The organism is Pseudomonas sp. CFBP 13719 (assembly GCF_014842095.1).
In the GTDB taxonomy this organism is placed as follows: domain Bacteria; phylum Pseudomonadota; class Gammaproteobacteria; order Pseudomonadales; family Pseudomonadaceae; genus Aquipseudomonas.
Map to the genome: position 1 here is coordinate 1 of NZ_JACYVB010000004.1, position 21,200 is coordinate 21,200.

The window sequence follows — 21,200 nt, forward strand, 5'->3', positions numbered from 1 at the left end:
GGGGTGAGGACGGGTACTTGAAGTAAGCCTCAAGTTTACTCATTTCATCGCTGCTGACGAATTGTGCATGTGTAGATGCTGCGTAAGCAGTGGCAACGTATCCATCCATTTGCACGTAAACTACTTCGGCGATGCGTATTTTATCGATCAATCCTGAGCTACCACCGATGCAGCCGGTTTGAATACTACCAATCAGCGCGTCTTAATCTTCTGATCAAGAAGGGGCTACCCATGGCTGCACTATTAAGTCGAGCTGAGCTGGCCGTTTCCGCCATGGCTCTGGTTCGTAGCTTTAGCGCGCACTTGAATGACATCACTAGTGGCAACATCTCGCATTTGGTGGTCTTCAAGGACAACGAGCCAGCCGCTGTACTGATGGGCATTGACGCCTACCAAACCCTGCAGGACGAGCTCGAACATCTGCGTTCTGAGCTGCTTGCCATCGAGCGCCTGGCTAGCGTTGAGAACTACGTTACCGTGAGCCTCGAAGACATGGAGGCCCGGTTCAAATAGGTAATGAAGATGAAGGACTGGACTATTCGGCTTCATTCATTGGTACAGACAGACCTCAAGCTGCTGGGCAGTGCTAAAACCAAGAGAGTCCTGAAGGTCATCCGCGAGCGTAGTGCCGAGGGGAGAACCACAAGATCGACAAGGCTTTGCGCTGACTACTGGCGGGTATCGCCGGATCCGGACGGGTGATGTCCGTATCGTCTACCGCATCAACGGTACTGAAATCATCCTGGTCGTGTGCGTAGGTGCCCGACGTGATGACGAAGTCTACGACGCCGCAGTAAGAAGGGTGTGAACCCGGACCCGCCTCGGCGGGTTTTTTTACGCCTCACGATCAACCAGCAATATGGACATTATGGGGCTCTCCGGAAATTTCGAGGGCTTCTGGCCATCCTCGAAGCTCAAGGCACCGAAGCTGCAGAGCGGTGTATTGCTCGGCGATCAGAGACGTTGCCAACCTGGCTTTCACCTCATCCGATCATGGGCATCTCGCGCCATGCGCATTACCAGTGCAATCAGAGCTGGGCTGGAACGATTGCGTGGCAAGGCTTTCCGAGGATTCGAACCGACAATTCCTCGGTTACCTGTTTCCCATGGGTCACCATGAAAACAGATCAGCCACGCTGGGAGGGGGCTTGTTGATGGCTGCACGCTTGGCTGCGAGGGAATGGTGCTCAGGCGTCTACCCACGCTCCATCGCATGCTTATTACGTGCTGGACAAAAACAAAGGGCCTGCATCGCTGCAAGCCCTTGTTTTGCATGGTGCGGCACCAGGAGTCGAATCATTCGTTATGCTTATGATTTAAACAGTTTTTATGAATTGGCGCCTTCTCAGTACCCCAATCTGTATCCCAATGGGCATCTAGAATCAGCATCCACATGTATGATCAAAATCAACCGCCGTTGAGTAGGGACGCCGCCATACCGTCTAACCGCTTTTTCACACTTTCCCACTGCGGCATCACCTGCTGCATTAGCCGGTAAAAGCGTTCGCTATGGTTATGCTCCGCGATGTGGCAAAGCTCATGCAAAATCACATAGTCAATGCACTCGGGGGATGCTTTAACCAAATGGGGGTTGAGCGTAATGCGGCCGGCTGGGGAGCAACTGCCCCACTGTGTTTGCATGCTGAGTAGGCGTAATGGCGGCTTGCCAGAAACCCAAAGGGCTTGCTGCAAGACTGCCTCCAGACGTCGATCAAAAACCTCGCGGGCGTGGGCCTTGTACCAGGCGTGCAGTAGCTCGCGTACCTTTCCTGCCGTTTTCACCCGTACGGTCACCTCCAGCTTGCCACGCAATAGACGGACCTTTTGCAGCTCATCAGGGGCTTCTACAACCTTAAGCAAATATTGCTTGCCTAGGTAGTAGTGGCTTTCTCCACTGATGTACCGCCGCGGGCGGACATGCGTGAGCTGTGCACGGAACTCACGAAGCTGCTGGTAAATCCAACGGCCGCGCCTCTTCAGTGCAGCCAATACCTGTTCATCGCTAACACCGGCCGGTGTACTGACCCGCACGCGGCAATCAGGATCGACCTTGATTAGAATGCGCGAAACCTCGCGTCCCCGTTTTGCCCGCTCAACCTGTATCAACTCATCGGCATAGTAAAAACTCAGCCAGCTTTGCGCGGCAGGACCAGGGGGAGCATTCGTGACGATGGACACACTCATATACCGGACAAGCCTACCCGCGTGATTTGCACCACCCACTCAACCATGGCCTTTGCCTGATCCATGCCGGCACCCACCGCCTTGCACTCCTTGAAGAGCAGCGGTAATAGCTTCTTGCGGATATCACTTTCGATGTTCTGTGGGTTGATCGAATGTTCGGCCACAGAGGCCATGACCATTTCATCCAGACTGTAAGCCAGCTTTACCCAATGCCCCTGTATTTGTTCATCAGTTGAGGTCAGGGCTTCCGGAAGGCTTTTCTTGAAAATACCAAAGTAAGCCTGGGCATGGCGGTTACCCGCAAAGACGTCCGGCAGTTCATCTAGTTTGCGTGCCTGCACCTGCTGCTCAAATTCGTGGAATAGCAGGTACTGCTTGAGTGGATGATCGAACAGCTTTGCGGCTTCCTCGATGGCCTGGCGCAGCAGTTTGGAAAACGCTTCCTGGGCATAGGGGTCGTCACGCAGTTCCTGCTCAATCATCTTGCTTACGCGGGTCTTGATGATGTCGGTTTCGTTACGTGTCTTGTCTTCACTCCACTGCTCAGGCTTTTGCTGCCCCATCTTGCCGACTTCATAAACACCGCATGGTTCTTTAACCTCCACGCCAACCACATGTTTATCCATCAACTTTCGTACTTGTTCGGCGTACTGGTCATAGTTCACCGTTTCACCAGCGTCCTGTTTGGCCAGCTGACGTAGGCTGGAGAACTGCTTGAGTGTTTCCTTGTAGTGAGCGCGGTCAGCGTTGCTGAAGCTGGTGTCCTCAAAGAAAGAGGCAGATTGCAATGCAACCTTCAGGCAGCTGGCGAACTCGGTTAGCGCCTCGTAGAAGTCATCGCGCACTTTGAGAGTCACATCAACCAGCTCACCATCTCGCTCCTGCATTTTGGGCACTAGTACCTGGCGCAGCTGTTCGATATCACTTTTATTTTTCACATCGGAAAAAATCGCCCAGAGGTTTTTGTGCAATTGAGGTAGCCGTTTATACTCACTGCTCATCTGGTTATAGAGGCCAGCGATGTCATTGATGTCATAGCCACCCTGAGTGCGCGAAGCCAGATCCTGATATTTCTGAATCGTGGTATCCAACTCTGAGAGAATGCCGCGATAGTCGATCAGCAGGCCGAATTTCTTCAGGGGGTGCAATCGGTTTACCCGAGCAATGGCCTGAATCAGGTTGTGCTCCTTGAGTGGCTTGTCGATGTAGAGAACGGTATTCTTCGGCTCATCGAAACCAGTCAGCAGCTTATCTACTACGATTAGAAGCTTGAGCGAGTCATCTTTGTCAAATCGTTCGATCAACTGCTTGGTGTAAGCCTGCTCATCAGTGTTTCCAACGTTGTTCTTCCACCACTGGGCTACCGCCGGTGAAGCAGCTTCGTCTACCTCGGTGTTGCCCTCGCGGCTATCAGGTGGGCTCATCACTACGGCGCTTTCAAATAGACCCGCTTCATCCAGGTACTGTTTGTACTTGATTGCCGACGCCTTGCTGTCGCAGGCCAACTGCCCCTTGAGGCCTTCGTCGATGTTCTTCACGAAGTGGTTAGCGATATCCAGCGCAATCAAACGAATGCGGTCATCGGCGCTGTAGATCTGCCCCTTCTTGGCGAACTTGCGCTTGAGGTCGGCCTTCTGCTGCTCACTCAGTCCTTCAGTGATACGCTCGAACCAGCTGTCGATGGCGCGTTCATTCACATCCAGATCGGGGATGCGCTCTTCATAGAGCAACGGCGTCACCGCCTGATCTTCCACCGCACGCTGCATGGTGTAGGCATGCACGATGGGACCAAACTTATTTGTAGTCTTGTCGTCTTTGAGCAGCGGCGTGCCGGTAAACGCCACAAAAGCCGCATTGGGCAGCGCCTGCTTCATGCGGATATGGTTTTCACCGCCTTGGCTGCGGTGACCTTCATCGATCAGCACGATGATGTCTGCACTAGTGTTCACGCACTGCGGCAGCTTAGTGGCGCTGTTGAACTTCTGGATAAGCGAGAAAATGATTCGTTCATTACCCTTGCCGATCTGCTCGGCCAAGCGTGTCCCGGAAGTGGCCATGGCTGCCTCGCGATCCTTCTTGCCTGCCAGTTCGCCTCCCGAGGCGAAAGTCTTGCTCAACTGGTTTTCTAGATCGACCCGGTCGGTGACTACCACAATGCGGCACTGCTTGAGCGAATCATGCAGGATCAGCGCTTTGCTCAGAAAAACCATGGTGAATGACTTACCCGAGCCTGTTGTATGCCAGATTACTCCGCCGTCGCGGCCACCGTCCTTGCGCTTGTGGGTAATCCGCTCGATCAGCCGTTTGATGCCAAATACCTGCTGATAGCGAGCAACGATCTTGCCAGCCTTCTTATCGAACAGGGTGAAGTAGCGTGTCATCTCCAGCAGCCGGGCTGGAGAAAGCAGGCTGATAAGCAACTGATCCTGGCCGGTCAGCGCTAGCTCACCACCAGCAATCAGGGTGTCATACCAGTCCAGGTCACGGGGAGGACGATGGCTGAAAATAGAGGCCTTTTGCGCGGCACTCAGCTTGCGATTCTTCAGTGCATACATCTCAGAGGTGGCGATATCTTCCTCACGCCAAGCCGCCCAGAATTTCGCAGGCGTGCCGCATGTGGCGTAGCGCCCATCGCTGCCATTGATCGACAGCAACAATTGGTTGTAGGCGAATAGCCTTGGAATTTCGTCGTGACGCTGGTTGCGCAAACTCTGAGAAACGCCTTCGTCGATGGTCGGACCTTTCTGTGCATTGCTATCGGGGCGCTTGGCCTCGATCACTACCAGCGGAATACCGTTGACGAAGCAAACAATGTCTGGCCTCCGCGACTCCACACCATTGCTGCGCAGCACGCGAAACTCTTCGGTGAAGATGAAGCTGTTATTCGCGGGATTGTTCCAGTCGATCAACGCCACGGTCGGGTTGGCTTTTTTACCTTCCACGAACTCTGTCACCGAGATGCCATACAGCAAATGGTTGTATAATCGCTCGTTGGCAGCCTGTAGCCCTTCGTTAAGCGCCGGGCTGCACATTTCACTGATTAGATTGTCGATGGCCTTGGCTGATAGTGGGTATTCACTCCCGCCAAACAAGAAGCGTCGCGTACTCAGTTGCTCGCGCAGCACATCACGCAAAACCACCTCGTCGCTCTTGCCGCTCCTGGCTGTCAGTGCCTGCTCGGGGGAGAGGAACTGCCAGCCGAGGTTGCATAGCAGAGCTAGAGCCGGAAGTTTTGCGCTGTATTCTTCCTGGAATTTAGGTGTTGATATCATCCGCTGTAGCTCTCCAAGCCGCTCGCCAGCTGTTGCTGGAAACCAATCAGCTCATGAATTTGACTGCTATGTGGGTCATCGACCCTCTCATTCCGCGCAGGGTGAACTGCGACAAACCATCATCCGTGCTTTAGATAATCAGGTCGCTACCTGTGATATCAGCCATTAGCCTCTGCGATCGTGCGATCAGATACCACCTTGTCGATCATCGCCTTCACGGCGCGATCGATGGCTGAACCATCGGTGTAATCGGCAGTGGTGGCCAGGTTGGTCCGCCCTTCCTTGACCAGCTTGAGTGCCTTGTCGCGGGCACCGCGTTTGCCCTTGCCGTAGACTGCAATCGAATGGCCGCCCTGATTCTTGACTAGACGCATGGAGGGAATGTCGGTCTCGCCGTCGCCGATAAACACCATGTTGCTGAACGGCACAGGCCGCTCGGCTGGCTCGACGAACTTGTTGATCACCGAGTTATCATGCACATCCAGGCTGCCCTTATTAATACGGAACAGATACTGGGTTTTGGTGGTGTAGTTCACCGCCAATGCTGGCCAGTGTGCGACGTCGTTATGGTCGTACATAAAGCCCGAGGCATAGACGCGGGCGAAATGCTTGTTGATCGGGGTTCCTTCGATCATTTCGCGCAGCCCCGATGAGATGATGAAGTGCTCAACCTTTACACCCTTGGCACGGCCATATTCGGTGATGCGTTTGAACCAGTCCTCCACCCCCGGAAATAGCAGGATGTGTGCCCCAAAATCGGCAAAGTTCTTCTTTCGTACCGATACCTTGGCGGTGTTCGCGCGTTCGATCATCAAGCGCATATAGGCCAGGATTTCGTCAGCCTGCTGCTCCTGAGCCATGGCTTTGGCTTCACGCCAGAACTCAGCCGGCTTGATGCCCAATGCCGGCACAAAGTCGTACTCCTGCATATTGCCCGGCGACAGGGTGCCGTCGAAGTCATAGGCAATTACAAACGGAACGTGCTTCTTGGCCATTACGCGACCTCCAACTCATCTAACTTCACACGGCGCTTGCCAGTCAGCAATTGCTGCATTAGGGCCTTTTTCTCCTGCTTAAGGCAGGAGAGCTTGGTTTGCTGGGCTTCGATTTCGCGGTCAGCGGAGTTGAGTGCTGCAGCAATAGCTCTTTGCTCTTCAATGCAAGGAGGGATTTTAATTGTTTCTTTGAGGAAGGAATTAAAATTGAAGGTCATCTTCTCAATGTGTACACCGTAGCTGCACAGGAAAGCTTTGTGGTATATCGATTTCTGTTTGCAGTGCCAGGCTAAAAATCCCATGTCAATTTTATTTTCGTCCTTCGCCGTCAGGCAGATGTACGAGTCGGATACGTGATGGCAGTGGTATTGATGCGTGACGAGGCCCATGGCGCCATGCACTACCTGCATTTTGGAGATGAGGAAATCTCCAGCATGCGTTACATTCATTTTTTTGGTCAGAATTTGGTGGCCAAAGAGAGTTTCTCGCAATACAACGCCTTCAGAGCGTCTTTTGACGCTTAGGAGTTTGTATTCGGTGTTGTCATCCCAAATAACGGGGCGCTTAACCTCTTTGATCAATTCTCCAAGGGTGATCTTTTTCCAAGCGTCGGTGAAACTAGAGAAGCGCTTTTTGCCGGTCATCAACTGCTGCATCAGCGCCTTTTTCTGCTGATGGCTTTTTTCCATCAGTTGCTCGATGGTGGCGATGGCCTGGTCCCAAGTGGAGAGAACTCTGGCAATCTCCCTTTGCTCTGTGAGCGAGGGAACTAAGATCTCGTATTTTTTCAGCTCTCCCGAGTTAAGGTTTGGCTTGCCGCCCCCGGCCATTAAACGATTGACTTCAGATATGCCTATATCTGAGTTGATATGCGCAGACAGATAGAAAGAGTCTAGATATCTAGGGTCTGGTCGAGCAATCAATGTTGTAAATGTTAGGGCGTTCTCGAAGCTGCTGGGGATAACGCATGCTTCACCAATATTTGATCCGGTCCGAACAGCTACAACATCGCCAGCTTTTACCATTTTTGACTGATTCTCCGCAGCAAATTCCGGAGATATATAAACTATAGAGCTTTCGTTGAATGCATTTCTTTTAATGTTTTGATTTCGTATTAACTTAACGCCTCGCTCTCTCATGAACGGCGTGACCGAGGTTGCCAGTCCTACATAGATTTTCTTGCATAGTTGATCTAGTACAGCAATCTTCCATCCGTCAGGCACCATAACCTAGCTCCTTCAAGTAGCGATCCATCTCCATTTCCAGCTCCGTTAACTTAGCCTTTAGCTGCTCGCGCTCGGCACGTACCGCCAGCAAGTTGATCTCCGTCTCTTCTTCGAAGGTGTCCACATAGCGCGGGATATTTAGGTTGTAGTCGTTGTCGCGGATTTCCTGCAGGCTGGCGCGGTGGCTATATTTGTCCGAGTTGATGCGGTGTCGGTAGGTGATGAGAATGTTCTGGATTTGCTCTTCGCCCAGCAGGTTCTGGTTCTTACCGGCTTTGAAGTCACGGCTGGCGTCGATAAACAGCACGTTTTCGTCGGTCTTCGCTTTATTGAAGACCAAGATTGCCGCCGGGATGCCGGTGCCGTAGAAGAGTTTTTCCGGAAGGCCGATTACCGTATCAAGTAGGTTTTCTTCGATCAGTTTTTGGCGGATTTTACCCTCCGCTGCACCACGGAACAGAGCGCCATGGGGTACCACCACAGCCATGCGCCCGGTCTTCGGCTTTAGCGTTTCGATCATGTGTAGGATAAAGGCATAGTCGCCTTTGCTTTTCGGCGGAATGCCGCGCTTAAAGCGACCAAATTGATCATGCTCGGCTTCTTCATGGCCCCACTTGTCCAGCGAAAACGGTGGGTTGGCGGTGACGATATCGAATTTTAGCAGTTGGCCATTCTTATCAAGTAGCTTGGGGTTGCGTAGGGTGTCGCCCCACTCGATCTTGTGGTTGTCTTCGCCGTGGAGAAACATGTTCATCTTGGCCAGTGACCAGGTGGAGCCGATGGCTTCCTGGCCATATAGGGCGTATTGCTTGCTATTGTGGTGTTCGCGCACCTTGCGCCCGCACTTCATTAGCAACGAGGCCGAGCCGCAGGCCGGGTCGCAGATGGTGTCGCCCGGTTGCGGGTCCAGCAACTCGGCGATCAGCTCCGAAACCTCCGGCGGTGTGTAGAACTCACCGGCCTTCTGCCCGCCGCTGGCGGCGAAGTTCTTGATCAGGTACTCGTAAGCGTTGCCAATCACATCCAGGCTGCCGACGCGGGACGGCTTGAGGTTGAGTTCGGCTCCGGCGAAGTTTTCCAGCAGGTGGCGCAGGATGGTGTTCTTCTGCTTTTCTTCGCCGAGCTTGTCGGTGTTGAAGGAGATATCTTGGAACACGCTCTTGCCGGCATCCTTAAGTTTGGTGCCGTTGGCTTCCTCGATAGAGTGCAACGCCTGGTCAATTCGCTCACCGTTACCTGGCTCATGGCGACGCTCGTAGAGGGCGTAGAAGCTGGCATCACGTGACAATACGAAACGCTCGGTCTTGAGCATTTCCTCGATAAGCTCCGGCTCGTCGCCGTACTCGGTTTTATAGTTGTCGTAGTGATCCTGCCAGACATCGCTGATGTACTTGAGGAACAGCATGGTGAGGATGAAATCTTTGTAGGTATCTGCACTAATGGTGCCGCGGAAGATGTCGCAGGCTGCCCACAGCGCCTTGTTGATGTCGTCCTGGTTAACTTTTCCGGTCATAATTCAATCCTTAATCAGGTGCTGGTAAATGCCTTGCAGCATTTGCTCTCTGTTGGTTTGCAGGAGCGCGATCAGTTGATCTTCTTCATCCAATAGAGCTTGGAGGGCAATCAGCTTCTGCTGGGTCGCGAGCGGTGGCAGGGGAATCTGCATGTCCATCAAGGATGCTTTGCTGATTGCTTGAATCGCACTGCCGCTGCGCTCGAGGCTGCGTTGGCTCTGCGGTAAGTTGATTAGCCAACATAGATATACCGGCAGGACCTCTGACCGTTTAGCCGTGACAATAAAAAACTGGCTAGTCGCTACAACTGATTGCGCGCTTGTATAAAGTACGGCTTTGTTGGTATCACCACGGGCGATCACGGTGATGTCGCCTGGCTGAAGCAGAGGTGGAGCGGCACGAGCGTCCCAGGTAACGGCAGTAAGCGTATCGGGCTCAATCGCTGCATTTTGGCGCAGATCTTTGATCTGCAGCACGCGAACATCGCCAGACGGGTCATGCTCCAGCGCACCGCGGAAAGTGTATCCGGAGCGGACATCAGCCAGTTCGCTCAACTTGAATAACTGGGTTGGCATAAATTGCTCTGTGGAAAAGCGCCATCCTTGGCGCAACAAGAGTGGTCAGACTTCGCAGCGTTGGTACTGGTTCTGCAGCCATTTGGCTTGCTCGGCCTCCAGCCCATACCATGCTGCGTCGCCCTTAAGACGGGTTACAAGCAAGCCGTCATCAGCATCCATTACTGCTTTAAGGGTATCCCGCACCTGAGCTGCAGTTTGGGTCGTGGCAACAATCCAGGTGGACTCCAGCGGCCGGCACCAAGTGCCGTAGGCTTTAATGCGCTCATACAGGGATTGGTAATCACGTTTCTTACGCAGATCATAGGTAATTTGGTACAGTTTCATAGCTCTAGCTCTCCTAACGAGTCAGTTATTGCAATAGCGGCAGGGTGCAACCTGCCGCGCCTCATTTTTTCTCTGTACAAGACGTACTGAGTAGATGGCGAGAGCAATATCTCCCCGTTTGCTCGCGGTGTCAAACACTTTTTGCTCAGTAGACGCTCTATAGAAGTGGATTCGTTTTGAGATAGCCAATTCCACTAGCGGGGAAGTCGTGGTGGCTGGGCTGCGCTATACCTCTTCCTGATGCGAGCCACCAATGTGTCGCTTAGCGCTGTGAAGGCGCTCAGGTCCATCTCGTCGCCGTTTGCAATCACCCGGCAGGGCGGTCTCAGTTTTTCTTGCTTCTTTCTTGTGCAAGCCCAGGTTTACCAAGCCGCTTTATAATCAACCACTCGGTTAGCTGGTAGTAATACCTCGTCGCCGGGCTGCGGGACTTCAGGTATTGCTCCTCAAACCACCGGAAATGCTTAAGTTGCCAACTCCACGGATTGTCTCGGCCGAAGCGTTTCCGAATGGCCTTTTGTATTGTTTGGGCCTGCCTAATGTGGCGCTGCCGCGTGGCATGGGAACCGGTGAGTACGGCATCAAGGAAAAGCCTCATGTCGAAGCACTTAGTCATCGCCGTCCTCCTATGTAGGCTGCGATCACGTCAGTGCGGTTATGGCCCAGCTCCAGACTGATCTGCTGGCGTGCTGTTTGGTCGAGCTCACGGTTTTCCTGAAAACAGGTGCCGTCGTTGATCGGCGCTGCATGGCCAGTAAGTTGTTTGTAACGTTCGCAGGCGTAGGCGGCGCGCAATTCTTGGAAGCCTTTCAAGCCATATACGTGCAGGGTCTCGCGTGCCGGTTTCACGGTTTGCTGCAGGAAGGTCTTGTAGCTTTCGTCTTGGGCGAGCAGGTTGTTGCTGCCAATGGGCGAGGCGTTACGGGCGGCTTGCAGTGCGTCCCGTATGTTCTTTGTCGCTGTTATCCATCGTGGTGCGTATGCGCCTGAACGGCCTCCCTTGGTGCCGTCTTGGATGTTGATGCGGCCGAGTCGCTCGGCTTCGCGATGCAAACGTGGCAGGTCGGCCAGGATGGCTTCGCGCAGGCGCATGCCGGTTTCGCGGGCAAGGTGCAGGATGGCGCTGACACGTTGGTGCTGCAGGGCGTTGAGCGCTTTGATGACGGTTTTCAGGTGCTCGCGATCTTGTCCATTGGGTGCCTCGCTTCTTACTGTGGACCTGTGCAAGCCGAGGGCTTGGCTGGGGCTGGTGACCCGTACCGAACGATCACCACGAATCGCCTCCAGCGTGCGGTTCACGCTGGAAAGTCGGTTCTGTGCGGTGGCGATTTTCAGGCCGCTTCGCTCGACCTGTTGGCGCAGGTGCTGGGCATAGTCGAATAGCGTTTACTGGTCGATCTTGCGGGCGTCATTGATACTTGGATCGAATTCGAATCGGCACCATTCGGCGAAGGCTACCCAGCGGTCTGCGTGGGCTTTGACCGTGGAATAGTGCCCGTTGCCAAACATATTCTTTAACGCCTGGCGTCCGGCATAACTCAGCTGTCGACCCCATCCAAAATTCCGTCCACCCCTTCTTCCAACAAGTGGCATAGCCTTGTTCCTCTCGGAGCCCATCGACTGAAGCGTTATCCCCACGTCATCCCGCCAAGAATGTTGAGTGTTATCAGGGATCAAGGCCCCTGCGACCTGTGAGGGTTGTCCACTAACGCGGGACTGACGGCTCCTTACGACCGGGAGCTTGGGCATCTCATGATCTGGCCTCCTGAACACTTCCGAAGACGTGGGCGGGTGGGGGCTGCGCTGGCTGACGAGACCAATGCCGCGAGATCCTGAGTCGGGTAAAGGCAGTGATGCGATGACCGGGGCGTGCCTGACTGTCAGTCAGGTGCAGTCCATTCCGTGGGCTGCGGTACCATCATTTGCATCGCTGTTGCTGGTGACTTCGGTGTTTGTCACGCCGATTGTCACGAGGGGGAATGCGGCAAAGCCCTGTACGGGTTGGGCTGCAGCAGCGGTAGGAGCGCCCGTCTCTTTCCGGAAGAAAGAGACGGGCGCAGGTTGGCGCAAGGAAATGGCCAAGCGGTTAGATTGCTGCAGGGCAGCTGTGAAAGGGGATGACTTGCCGCAGTGGGCACACTGGTAAAGTAGGCATCCATCACATCGCTGTGACCGTGCGAGCCGCCGGACGCTAATCGCACTTTGGGAGAACCACCACGGTGTGGCGTAGCCTTAAAGGTTCTGGCTACCTGGGGTTGCTGTCAACGGCAGCGCTTTGCCCGATCTTTTCTACGCCTGTGGATAATTCGGGTCAAGGCTCGAAATGTCGGGAGTTCTGGGGCTGTGGATGAAATTATCCACCGGTGGAAATCAGTGGTTTTCCACAGACAGTTGGTGGACTTTAGATTTTTTAAGTCAGGTCCATCCAAGCAGGGCGGCTTTGCAGCCCTGTTTGGATGGACCCGCGTGGACAAGCAGATCACTGAGATATAAAGATCGAGCGCTTACTCAGTTGCGCCACGTTTTGCTTTTAAGCGGGTGACGTTCGGTCCGATCTGGTTCGCGAATTCGTGGGGGGTGACATGCTCCTGCCGGTTTGCCTCCAGATACCGGCTCCACCAGTTCATGATCAGCCTACGCTCCTCGATGAACTCGGCCTTGTGGATGTAAGCGGCGCGGACGTTGTTGCGTTCTTTGTGGCTCATCTGCCTTTCAATGGCAGTCTCGGACCACAGTCCTGACTCAATCAGTGCGCTACATGCCATCGAGCGGAAGCCATGGCCACAGATTTCGGTTTTGGTGTCGTAACCCATATTTCGAAGCGCGCTGTTCACCGTGTTCTCAGACATCGGTTTCGACGGGTTGGCATCGCCCGCAAATACCAGGTCGAATTCGCCGGTGAGGGTGCGGATCTGTTCAAGCAGGGTCACGGCTTGCGGCGATAAGGGTACAAGGTGGATGTCCCCGGCCATCTTCGTACCTCTTGTTGAAAAGGGTACTCCGTCCAGCGCGGGTCGAGTGTCCGGTATCTCCCAGGTGCTGCGCTTGAGGTCGAACTCGCTCCAGCGGGCGAAGCGAAGTTCGCTGGAGCGGACAAACACATGTAGCGAGAGCATGACTGTCAGCCGAGTCAGCGTTCGTCCTTTGTAGTTGTCGATGCGCTCCTGCAATTCAGGCAGACGCGATAAGGGTAAAGCTGGGCGGTGGACTGCCCTTGGTGCTTTGATCAAACCTTCAAGGTCGGAGGCAGGGTTTGCCGCGATCTGTCGAGCACGTTTTGCCTCGCGCATGATGCTCTGCAGGTAGTTTTGGACCCTTAAAGCAACGTCGATCGTTCCTCGCTTTTGGATCGCTTCCAGAGGTTGCATCAAGTCGTGAGTGTCTAGGTCGACAATAGCGCGATCACCGATTAGTGGAAAAACATGGGTTTTGAGACGGCTCAGGACCGTCTTGGCATGGCCCGGAGCCCATTTGGCAGACATCGCTTTGTGCCAGTCCAAGGCTGCGCTCTCAAAGGTTCGGCCTCGGATTGTGGCTTGCGTCTTGGCTTGGTGTTTGGACTCGATGGGGTCGATCCCTTCCGCCAACATCCGCTTGACCTCCAGGCGTTTCTTGCGCGCATCGGCGAGGCCGACCACGGGGTAGTTGCCGAACGAGGTCAGTCCTTCACGACTATCAGGTTTTACATACCTGAAACGCCAGCCTTTGCGGCCATTGGGTTGGACTAAGAGGTAGAGGCCGTCGCCGTCGAAAAGCTTGTAGGCGCGGTCGGTAGGCTTGGCCGAACGGCAAGCCGAATCGGAGAGTGGGGCGGTGGTGCGCGACATAAGGGTACTCCTCCCTTTATCGAATGACCTTACCCCTATCTTTATCCTTAAAACGGCTGGTATCCATAAGATTTTGACGGAATCCGACGGACCGCCAAAACGAAAAAACCCGCCAGAAGGCGGGTTTTTCGGGGGTTCCAGAGATTTTGAAAGCCTTCTATGGAACCTTGTATGGTGCCGGCACCAGGAATCGAACCCGGGACCTACTGATTACAAGTCAGTTGCTCTACCATCTGAGCTATACCGGCAAGTGAGGGCGCTGATTATAGCCATTCGATCGGCCGAGTAAACCCCCCTGCGGCATAATTTCTTCGCCTTTAGCTCTTAACCCTCCAGTGCTTATGCACATTTGGCGTGCCAACCTCGGCAACCGCTCGGCGTTTAGGTCGGTTTGATGACATCGTTCGCAAGCTACTGTTTTCGCTGGCGAATCGGACATGAACGAAAAATGACTGATCATCAGTCTGGCGTTCAAACGCCGACCCGGCGCGCCGTGCGACATTTCTACCCACAGAGTTATCCACAGGTTGCGCACGCTTTAGAGGCGGTCAGCGATAATCATCAGATTGCGTGGGGTCAAGCTTTCCAGGCAGAAGGTGCCGACCTGTGCTGTGTACCGGCGCTCTTGCAGGTACAGGGCGCGGTCGAGCACCAGCCACAGTTCCAAGGGCTTGCGAAACAAGCCGCGCAGTAGCTCTAGGTTGCGGACTTGGGCAAGTCGTTGCCAGCCGCGCGCTTCAAGCTCATCGAAATTCACGCCATGCCCGATAGGCACGCTCTGCAGCGCTGCCAGCTCGCGGCAGTAGTCGGCGAAGGGTTTGTCCAGCCAGGCGGCGGGCAGGGAGGGGCAGGGCAGGTAGTGGTCGATGCCGCGTTGTTCGCGCTGCAGCAGGTCGAAGGCCAGGCGGCGGGCCATGGAGTGGTCACGCTGGCGGCGCACGCGGGCGCCAGCGGTGACGGTGGCTTCGAGGGGCAGGCCGAGGTCTTCGAGGGTCAGGGAGAGCGCCGAGGGTTCGGCGCACAGTTGGCGATAGGCGCCGAGGGTGCGGTTGTAGCAGCAGGGTGCGAAGGCCAGGTGTTGGCAACCTGCCTGGGTGGCGCGGTGCATGAGCTGGACGTGCAGGTCGCCGCAGGCGTGCAGGGCGACGGGTGTGCTAAAGGCTGGCAGACGCAGGTCGTCGGCCATGACGTCTTGCAGTTGGTGCTGGGCGGGCAAGACGTGATGGGCGCTGAGCTGGGCGCCGCTGGCCACCAGTGCCGGGTCGTGTTCCAGGCAGGTGAGTTGCTGGCCGTCGCGCAGCAGGCGTCGACCGAGGTGACCTTTGCCGGCGCACCAGTCCAGCCAGTGGCTGGTGGAGTTTGCGAAGGGCAGGGCGGCGGCGAAGGCTTCGATCTGTTGCCACTTGCGGCCGGGTACATCGACGTTGAGGCGGTGGCGCGCAGTGGGCAAAAAACTGGTCGGCAGCGGACCTACCACGGCCAGCGCATGCGCCTGCTGGGCTAAAGCATGAAAGGGCGCTGGGGCGTCCAGGTCCAGCAGCGAGTTATGCACAGCCTCGGCCTCGGCCAGGGTGCGGGCGCGCAGCCAATTGGCGAGCTCGGGAAGTTTCGCTTCCCAAGGTAAGGTCAATTGGGTGAAGGGCTTGGGCCGCCACAGGTCGACGTGGTCAGCCAGAAAGGCGTCCAGTGCGTGAAAGCGTTCACGCAGCTGGTCGCCTTGCAGGGTCAGCGGCCCTGGCACGCGTCCACGCGCAGCCAGCGCTCGAGCAGTTTGAAGCCCTGCACCAGCACGAACGACATGGCCAGGTAGAACATGCCGGCGGCGAAGAAGATTTCCACCGGCAGGTAGGTGCGGGCGATGATCGTGCGGGCCATGCCGGTGAGTTCCAGCAGGGTGACGGTGCTGGCTAGCGAGCTGGCCTTGAGCATCAGGATCACTTCATTGCTGTAGGCCGGCAGGCCGATGCGCGCGGCGCGTGGCAGCATGATGTGCAGCAGGGCTTTGCTGCGCGACATGCCGAGGGCGCGGGCGGCTTCGATCTCGCCCTTGGGTATGGCTTGCAGCGCGCCGCGCAGGATTTCTGCGATATAGGCGGCAGTGTGCAGGGTCATGGTCCCGGCGGCGCACCAGAACGGGCTGCGAAGGTACGGCCACAGGCTGCTCTCGCGCACCGCGTCGAACTGCGCCAGCCCGTAGTACACCAGAAACAGCTGCACCAGCAGCGGGGTGCCGCGAAAGAAGAAGATGTAGGCGTACGGCAGGCCGCTGATGTACCACTTCTTCGAGGTGCGGGCGATGCCCAGCGGGATGGCCAGAATGAGCCCGGCGAGTACCGCGATGGCCACCAGCTCCAGGGTCAGGGTGGCGCCTTGCATCAGCCGCGGCAGCCACTTGATGATCACTTCCCAGTTCATTGCGAAGCCCTCGCGAAGCCGCGCGCGGCGCGTTTCTCCATGAAGTGCAGGGCAACCATGGCGACCACGGTGAGGCTCAGGTACATCAGTGCGGCAACCATATAGAAGGTGAACGGCTGTTTGCTGACGGTGACGGCGTTCTGCGCGTTGCGCATGATCTCTTCCAGGCTGATGACGGACACCAGTGCGGTGTCCTTCATCAGAATCAGAAACAGATTACCCAGCCCTGGCAGGGCGATGCGCCACATCTGCGGCAGCACCAGGCGGATGAAGATGCGCGAGGTGCTCAGGCCCAGGGCCAGGCCGGCTTCGCGGTGGCCCTTGGGGATGGCCAGGATGGCGCCGCGGAACACTTCAGTGGCGTAGGCGCCGAAGCACAGGCCCAAGGCGATGACGCCGGCGGCGAAGGGGCTGAGTTCCAGGCTGCCGACGCCCAGCGTCAGGCCGATGCTGCGCAGGCCGTTGACGGTGCCGAAGTAGATCAGCAACACCCACAGCAATTCGGGAATGCCGCGTACCAGCGTCGAGTAGAAACCGCCGAGCCATTGCAGGGGGCGGTTGCCAGAGGTTTTCGCCAGGGCACCGGCGAGGCCCAGCAGCAGCCCCAGGCACAGAGCGCTGAGGGCCAGTTTGACGGTCATCAGCGCGCCTGCGGCAAGCGCAGGGCCGAAGCCATAGAGATCGATGTTCATGGGCAGGCTTGTTCAGGGGCGGGCATCGGCCATGTAGGCCAACGCCCGCCGGGCTGTCAGAGGATGCTGAAAGGGAAGTACTTGTCGTTGATCTTCTTGTAGGTACCGTCGGCAATGATTTCCTGCAGCGCGGCATTCAGCTTGTCGCGCAGGGCATCGCCCTTGCGCACGGCGATGCCGATCTTGTCGCTTTGCTCGACCGCGTCGCCCTTGAATTCGAAATTCTTGCCGGCATCGCTCTTGAGCCAGTCGTAGCTGGCGTACTTGTCGGCCAAAATGGCGTCGAGGCGGCCGCTGCTCAGGTCGAGAAAGGCGTTTTCAGAGGTGTCGTACAGCTTGAGGTCGACATCCATGCCGTACTTGTCTTCCAGCCAGGTGCCGGACAGGGTCGCGCGCTGGGCGCCGATGACTTTGCCCTTGAGGCTGTCGCCGTCGGTCTTGAAGTCATCGCCCTTCTTGGCAATGAACTGCAGCTTGTTGCTGTAGTAGGGGTTGGTGAAGTCGACCACTTCCGAGCGCTCGGGGGTGATCGACATCGACGACACCAGGAAGTCGAACTTCTGTGACTGCAGTGCGGGAATGATGCCGTCCCAGTCGGAGGTGACGATTTCGCACTCCACTTCCATCTTGGCGCACAGGGCCTTGCCGATGTCGACGTCGAAGCCCACGACCTGGCCGCTGGTGTCCTTGTTGTTGAACGGTGGGTAGGCCGCTTCCACGCCCATTTTCAGTTTTTCGGCAGCCATGGCGGCGCCGTTGACCAGCAGTGTGGCGGCAACCGCCAGGAAGATTTTCTTCATGCTCATATTGTTATTGCTCCGTTAGCGGTTGCTGGACATGAACTGCCTGCAGCGCGCCGACAAGGGGTTGTCGAATACTTGCTCGGGCGTACCCTGCTCTTCCACCAGACCTTGATGCAGAAACACCACCTCGCTGGAGACCTGCCGGGCAAAGCCCATCTCGTGTGTCACCAGCAGCATGGTACGGCCTTCTTCGGCCAGGTTGCGAATAACCGCGAGCACCTCCTGGACCATTTCCGGGTCCAGCGCCGAGGTTGGCTCGTCGAACAGAATAACCTTGGGCTGCATGGCCAGGGTGCGGGCAATCGCTGCACGTTGTTGCTGGCCGCCGGAAAGCTCGTTCGGATAGGCGTGGCGCTTGTCGGCGATACCCACCTTGGCCAGCAGCGACTCGGCCACTTCGATCGCTTCGGCGCGGCTTTGCCCCAGCACGCGGCGCGGCGCCTCGATGATGTTGTCGAGCACGCTCATGTGCGGCCACAGGTTGAAATTCTGGAAGACGAAACCGATCTGGCTGCGCAGCCGGTTGATCTGGCGGCTGTCGGCAGCAATGAGCTCGCCGTTGCGGGCGGCCTTGAGCTTGAGTGCTTCACCGGCCACCAGGATCTCGCCCTGATGGGGGTTTTCCAGCAGGTTGATGCAGCGCAGCAGGGTCGACTTGCCGGAGCCGGACGAACCGAGGATGGAAATCACCGCGCCGTCATTGGCGGCCAGCGATATGCCCTTGAGCACGTCCAGTGCACCGTAGCGCTTGTGCAGGTTACGGATTTCCAGAGCGGGCGTGGCCTGAGCCATGTGCGGTCCTCATATAGGCGGGTGCGGCCTGCCGTCACCAAAGTGAACAGCGAAGCGCAAAGCTAGCATAGCGCGGATGGCGAGGCTGGACTTGCAGCTTGTGTCCGATCTGCTTGGCGCGATGTGCGAAGGCACCGCAGCAGGGACGTCGGACGGGCAGGGCGCGATAAAAAAGGCGCGATGTTGCCAGTTTTGCCCAGAGGAATAAAGCGCGAATGCGGCTTGAATGTGGCAACTCGATAAGAGGGAGGTCGCACGAAGTTGCACCTGAGCCACGCAGTGCCCATGCAAAAGTTGCGCCTTTAGGTTGCACTGTTTTTGTGCGAAGGTGTTACCGACGTCGTTTTTTGGTGCGGCATATCGCCCCACGCTGAGTAGTTCGGTAATGCGTCTCAGCTCGCGAAGCAAACCTCAACAGATTCAATCTGTTGGCACGAATGGCCGAGAGGTCCGTTTCAGGGCGGCAGGATATACCTTGGTACAATTTGGCGCAATTTTTGCGTAAAAGATAAGGAACGGGGTGTAGCGGACTTTGCACAAGGCTCGCGATCACCGCCGGACAGAACGCTATTCTTCGCAAAGGTAGTTTTATGAGTACGCAGAATTCCACAGGTCTCGCTCAGGGACTCAAGCCGCGTCATGTAACTATGTTGTCGATCGCCGGTGTCATTGGTGCCGGCCTGTTCGTAGGTTCCGGGCACGCCATCGCCGCTGCTGGCCCTGCTGTGCTACTGGCCTATGCTGCTGCCGGCAGCCTGGTGGTGCTGGTCATGCGCATGCTCGGTGAAATGGCCGTTGCCTCGCCGGATACCGGATCGTTTTCCACCTACGCCGACCGTGCCATCGGTCACTGGGCCGGTTTTTCCATCGGCTGGTTGTACTGGTGGTTCTGGGTGCTGGTGATTCCGCTGGAAGCCAACGCCGCCGCCTCGATCCTGCATGCCTGGATTCCTGGCGTGTCGCATTGGGTGTTCGCATTGTTGATCACCCTGGTGCTGACGGTGACCAACCTGTTCAGCGTGAAGAACTACGGTGAATTCGAATTCTGGTTCGCGCTGATCAAGGTGCTGGCAATCATTGCCTTCATCGTCGTTGGCCTGGGCGCCGTGTTCGGCTTCATGCCCAACAGCCAGGTCAGCGGTGTCAGCCACCTCACAGATACCATGGGCTTCATGCCCAACGGGCTGGGTGCCGTCGTCGCCGCCATGCTGACCACCATGTTCTCGTTCATGGGTACCGAGATCGTCACCATCGCCGCCGCCGAATCGAAGAACCCAGGTCAGCAGATTTCCAAGGCCACCAACTCGGTGATCTGGCGGATCTTCCTGTTCTATCTGGTTTCGATTTTCCTGGTGGTGGCCCTGGTGCCCTGGAACGACCCGCGTCTGGCCGAGCTGGGCTCGTATCAGACCGTTCTCGAGCTGATCGGCATCCCCAACGCCAAGCTGATCGTCGACATCGTGGTATTGGTTGCCGTGACCAGCTGCCTGAACTCGGCGCTGTACACCGCGTCGCGCATGCTGTTCTCCCTCAGCAAGCGCGGCGACGCGCCTGCTGCCGCGCAGAAAACCTCGAAGTCCGGTACCCCGTCGGTGGCCGTGCTGATGTCTACCGCAGCCGCGTTCGTGGCCGTGATCGCCAACTACGTCGCCCCAGCGGCGGTGTTCGACTTCCTGCTGGCTACCTCCGGCGCCATCGCGCTGCTGGTGTATCTGGTGATCGCCGTGTCGCAACTGCGCATGCGCCGCAAGCGCGAGTTGGCCGGTGAGAAGATCGACTTCAAGATGTGGCTGTTCCCCGGCCTCACCTACCTGGTCATCCTGTTCATCGTCGCGGTGCTCACCACCATGGCCCTTCGCGAAGACCACCGCGTGGAAATCCTCGCCACCGGTGGCTTGGCCATCGCGGTCGTGGTTGCGGGCTTGATCGTTTCCAGCCGCCGCAAGGCCGGTAACGCGCGCGTGGCGCTCGGTCGCTGATCGNGCAAGCATGCCTGGCTCGGCGTGTCAGCCGCTCAAGTTATCCAGTGCCTTCGCTTCGGAATCGCTTGTCCGCGCCTTGGCAGGTGGTTTGAGGAACGCCTGTTTCCATTCCGGCCACTGCTCGACCTTCCGCCGGCATAAGGCAAGGTGGTTGAGAAACGCCTGCCTCTTCGAGGTCATGGCTGACTCCTCGCCGATTGACTCCACGGCGGGCGAGAGGTGTTCGGACTTTTGATCGGCATGCATGCTGACTCCGTGTGCTTGCTCTTGATCCGTCCTTTGATCGTTGGGTGGCTCCCGGTGTTTATCGAGAGATAAGCGCAAAGCCTGAAAGATAGCCGATGAGCCTGCCGGGGTGCAGACGTGAATAGGTTCGAGAGGTAACAGCATGTGTGAGCATGGCAGGGGTACAGGGAAGCCACCCAGCCCCAAATCCCGCCCAATAAAAAACCCCTGAATCTTTCAATTCAGGGGTTTCTCGGTATTAGTGGTGCCCAGAGACGGAATCGAACCGCCGACACGGGGATTTTCAATCCCCTGCTCTACCGACTGAGCTATCTGGGCAACGGGGCGCATTAAACTGGTTTTTCGACGGG

The 21,200-nt window shown here is 56.6% G+C and carries 18 protein-coding genes, 2 tRNA genes and 1 pseudogene; 3 read left to right on the top strand and 18 right to left on the bottom strand.

Going from position 1 to position 21,200, the window contains the following annotated elements; all coding sequences use genetic code 11:
- The first annotated feature begins 231 nt into the window (after window positions 1-231).
- On the top strand, window positions 232-513 hold the full coding sequence (locus IFT57_RS14610; RefSeq protein ID WP_244657348.1) for a type II toxin-antitoxin system Phd/YefM family antitoxin: 282 nt from the start codon (window positions 232-234) through the stop codon (window positions 511-513).
- 112 nt (window positions 514-625) lie between these two features.
- On the top strand, window positions 626-808 hold the full coding sequence (locus tag IFT57_RS27020) for a type II toxin-antitoxin system RelE family toxin (protein WP_342030359.1): 183 nt from the start codon (window positions 626-628) through the stop codon (window positions 806-808).
- A 599-nt stretch (window positions 809-1,407) separates the two neighbouring features.
- On the opposite strand, the gene IFT57_RS14620 is transcribed toward IFT57_RS27020, so the two are convergent.
- The 16 genes and pseudogenes from IFT57_RS14620 to IFT57_RS14695 all read right to left on the bottom strand — a co-directional run bounded on the left by IFT57_RS14620 (window position 1,408) and on the right by IFT57_RS14695 (window position 18,622).
- Window positions 1,408-2,178, bottom strand: coding sequence for a M48 family metallopeptidase (locus IFT57_RS14620; RefSeq protein ID WP_342030360.1), 771 nt, complete (start codon window positions 2,176-2,178; stop codon window positions 1,408-1,410).
- Window positions 2,179-2,180: 2 nt separating this feature from the next.
- Window positions 2,181-5,456: a type I restriction endonuclease subunit R gene (locus tag IFT57_RS14625; protein WP_192151873.1), complete on the bottom strand. Its 3,276-nt coding sequence runs from the start codon at window positions 5,454-5,456 to the stop codon at window positions 2,181-2,183.
- 158 nt (window positions 5,457-5,614) lie between these two features.
- Window positions 5,615-6,451: an HAD family hydrolase gene (locus tag IFT57_RS14630; RefSeq protein ID WP_192151874.1), complete on the bottom strand. Its 837-nt coding sequence runs from the start codon at window positions 6,449-6,451 to the stop codon at window positions 5,615-5,617.
- On the bottom strand, window positions 6,451-7,677 hold the full coding sequence (locus IFT57_RS14635; RefSeq protein WP_192151875.1) for a restriction endonuclease subunit S: 1,227 nt from the start codon (window positions 7,675-7,677) through the stop codon (window positions 6,451-6,453). The genes IFT57_RS14630 and IFT57_RS14635 overlap by 1 nt, the downstream gene beginning before the upstream one ends.
- A complete protein-coding gene (locus tag IFT57_RS14640; protein WP_192151876.1) occupies window positions 7,667-9,190 on the bottom strand; it encodes a type I restriction-modification system subunit M in 1,524 nt (507 codons plus the stop codon). The genes IFT57_RS14635 and IFT57_RS14640 overlap by 11 nt, the downstream gene beginning before the upstream one ends.
- Before the next feature lie 3 nt (window positions 9,191-9,193).
- Complete coding sequence (locus IFT57_RS14645; RefSeq protein ID WP_192151877.1) at window positions 9,194-9,766, bottom strand: restriction endonuclease subunit S; 573 nt, start codon at window positions 9,764-9,766, stop codon at window positions 9,194-9,196.
- A 45-nt stretch (window positions 9,767-9,811) separates the two neighbouring features.
- Window positions 9,812-10,093 carry a hypothetical protein gene (locus IFT57_RS14650; RefSeq protein ID WP_192151878.1) on the bottom strand — a complete coding sequence of 94 codons (282 nt, stop codon included), beginning with the start codon at window positions 10,091-10,093 and terminating at the stop codon, window positions 9,812-9,814.
- Between the two features lie 325 nt (window positions 10,094-10,418).
- Window positions 10,419-10,709 (bottom strand): hypothetical protein, encoded by a 291-nt coding sequence (locus IFT57_RS14655; RefSeq protein WP_192151879.1) that lies wholly within the window; start codon window positions 10,707-10,709, stop codon window positions 10,419-10,421.
- Window positions 10,706-11,686, bottom strand: a pseudogene (locus IFT57_RS14660) (integrase domain-containing protein). The gene IFT57_RS14655 and the pseudogene IFT57_RS14660 overlap by 4 nt, the downstream one beginning before the upstream one ends.
- Window positions 11,687-12,597: 911 nt before the next feature.
- On the bottom strand, window positions 12,598-13,920 hold the full coding sequence (locus IFT57_RS14665; RefSeq protein ID WP_192151880.1) for a tyrosine-type recombinase/integrase: 1,323 nt from the start codon (window positions 13,918-13,920) through the stop codon (window positions 12,598-12,600).
- A 172-nt stretch (window positions 13,921-14,092) separates the two neighbouring features.
- Window positions 14,093-14,168, bottom strand: a tRNA-Thr gene (locus tag IFT57_RS14670).
- Window positions 14,169-14,458: 290 nt separating this feature from the next.
- Window positions 14,459-15,661, bottom strand: a complete 1,203-nt coding sequence (locus IFT57_RS14675; protein ID WP_192151881.1) for a methyltransferase — start codon at window positions 15,659-15,661, stop codon at window positions 14,459-14,461.
- Window positions 15,646-16,335: an ABC transporter permease gene (locus tag IFT57_RS14680; RefSeq protein WP_122480575.1), complete on the bottom strand. Its 690-nt coding sequence runs from the start codon at window positions 16,333-16,335 to the stop codon at window positions 15,646-15,648. The genes IFT57_RS14675 and IFT57_RS14680 overlap by 16 nt, the downstream gene beginning before the upstream one ends.
- On the bottom strand, window positions 16,332-17,027 hold the full coding sequence (locus tag IFT57_RS14685) for an ABC transporter permease (protein WP_192151882.1): 696 nt from the start codon (window positions 17,025-17,027) through the stop codon (window positions 16,332-16,334). The genes IFT57_RS14680 and IFT57_RS14685 overlap by 4 nt, the downstream gene beginning before the upstream one ends.
- Before the next feature lie 56 nt (window positions 17,028-17,083).
- Window positions 17,084-17,833 carry an ABC transporter substrate-binding protein gene (locus IFT57_RS14690; protein WP_122480573.1) on the bottom strand — a complete coding sequence of 250 codons (750 nt, stop codon included), beginning with the start codon at window positions 17,831-17,833 and terminating at the stop codon, window positions 17,084-17,086.
- Window positions 17,834-17,848: 15 nt separating this feature from the next.
- Window positions 17,849-18,622 carry an ABC transporter ATP-binding protein gene (locus IFT57_RS14695; RefSeq protein ID WP_192151883.1) on the bottom strand — a complete coding sequence of 258 codons (774 nt, stop codon included), beginning with the start codon at window positions 18,620-18,622 and terminating at the stop codon, window positions 17,849-17,851.
- A gap of 590 nt (window positions 18,623-19,212) precedes the next feature.
- On the opposite strand from IFT57_RS14695, the gene gabP reads away from it, so the two are divergent.
- On the top strand, window positions 19,213-20,601 hold the full coding sequence (gene gabP / locus IFT57_RS14700; protein WP_192151884.1) for a GABA permease: 1,389 nt from the start codon (window positions 19,213-19,215) through the stop codon (window positions 20,599-20,601).
- Between the two features lie 27 nt (window positions 20,602-20,628).
- Here gabP and IFT57_RS14705 read toward each other — a convergent pair whose 3' ends face one another.
- Both IFT57_RS14705 and IFT57_RS14710 read right to left on the bottom strand, forming a co-directional pair.
- Window positions 20,629-20,850 (bottom strand): hypothetical protein, encoded by a 222-nt coding sequence (locus IFT57_RS14705; RefSeq protein ID WP_192151885.1) that lies wholly within the window; start codon window positions 20,848-20,850, stop codon window positions 20,629-20,631.
- A 242-nt stretch (window positions 20,851-21,092) separates the two neighbouring features.
- A tRNA-Phe gene (locus tag IFT57_RS14710) sits at window positions 21,093-21,168 on the bottom strand.
- Window positions 21,169-21,200 lie beyond the last annotated feature (32 nt).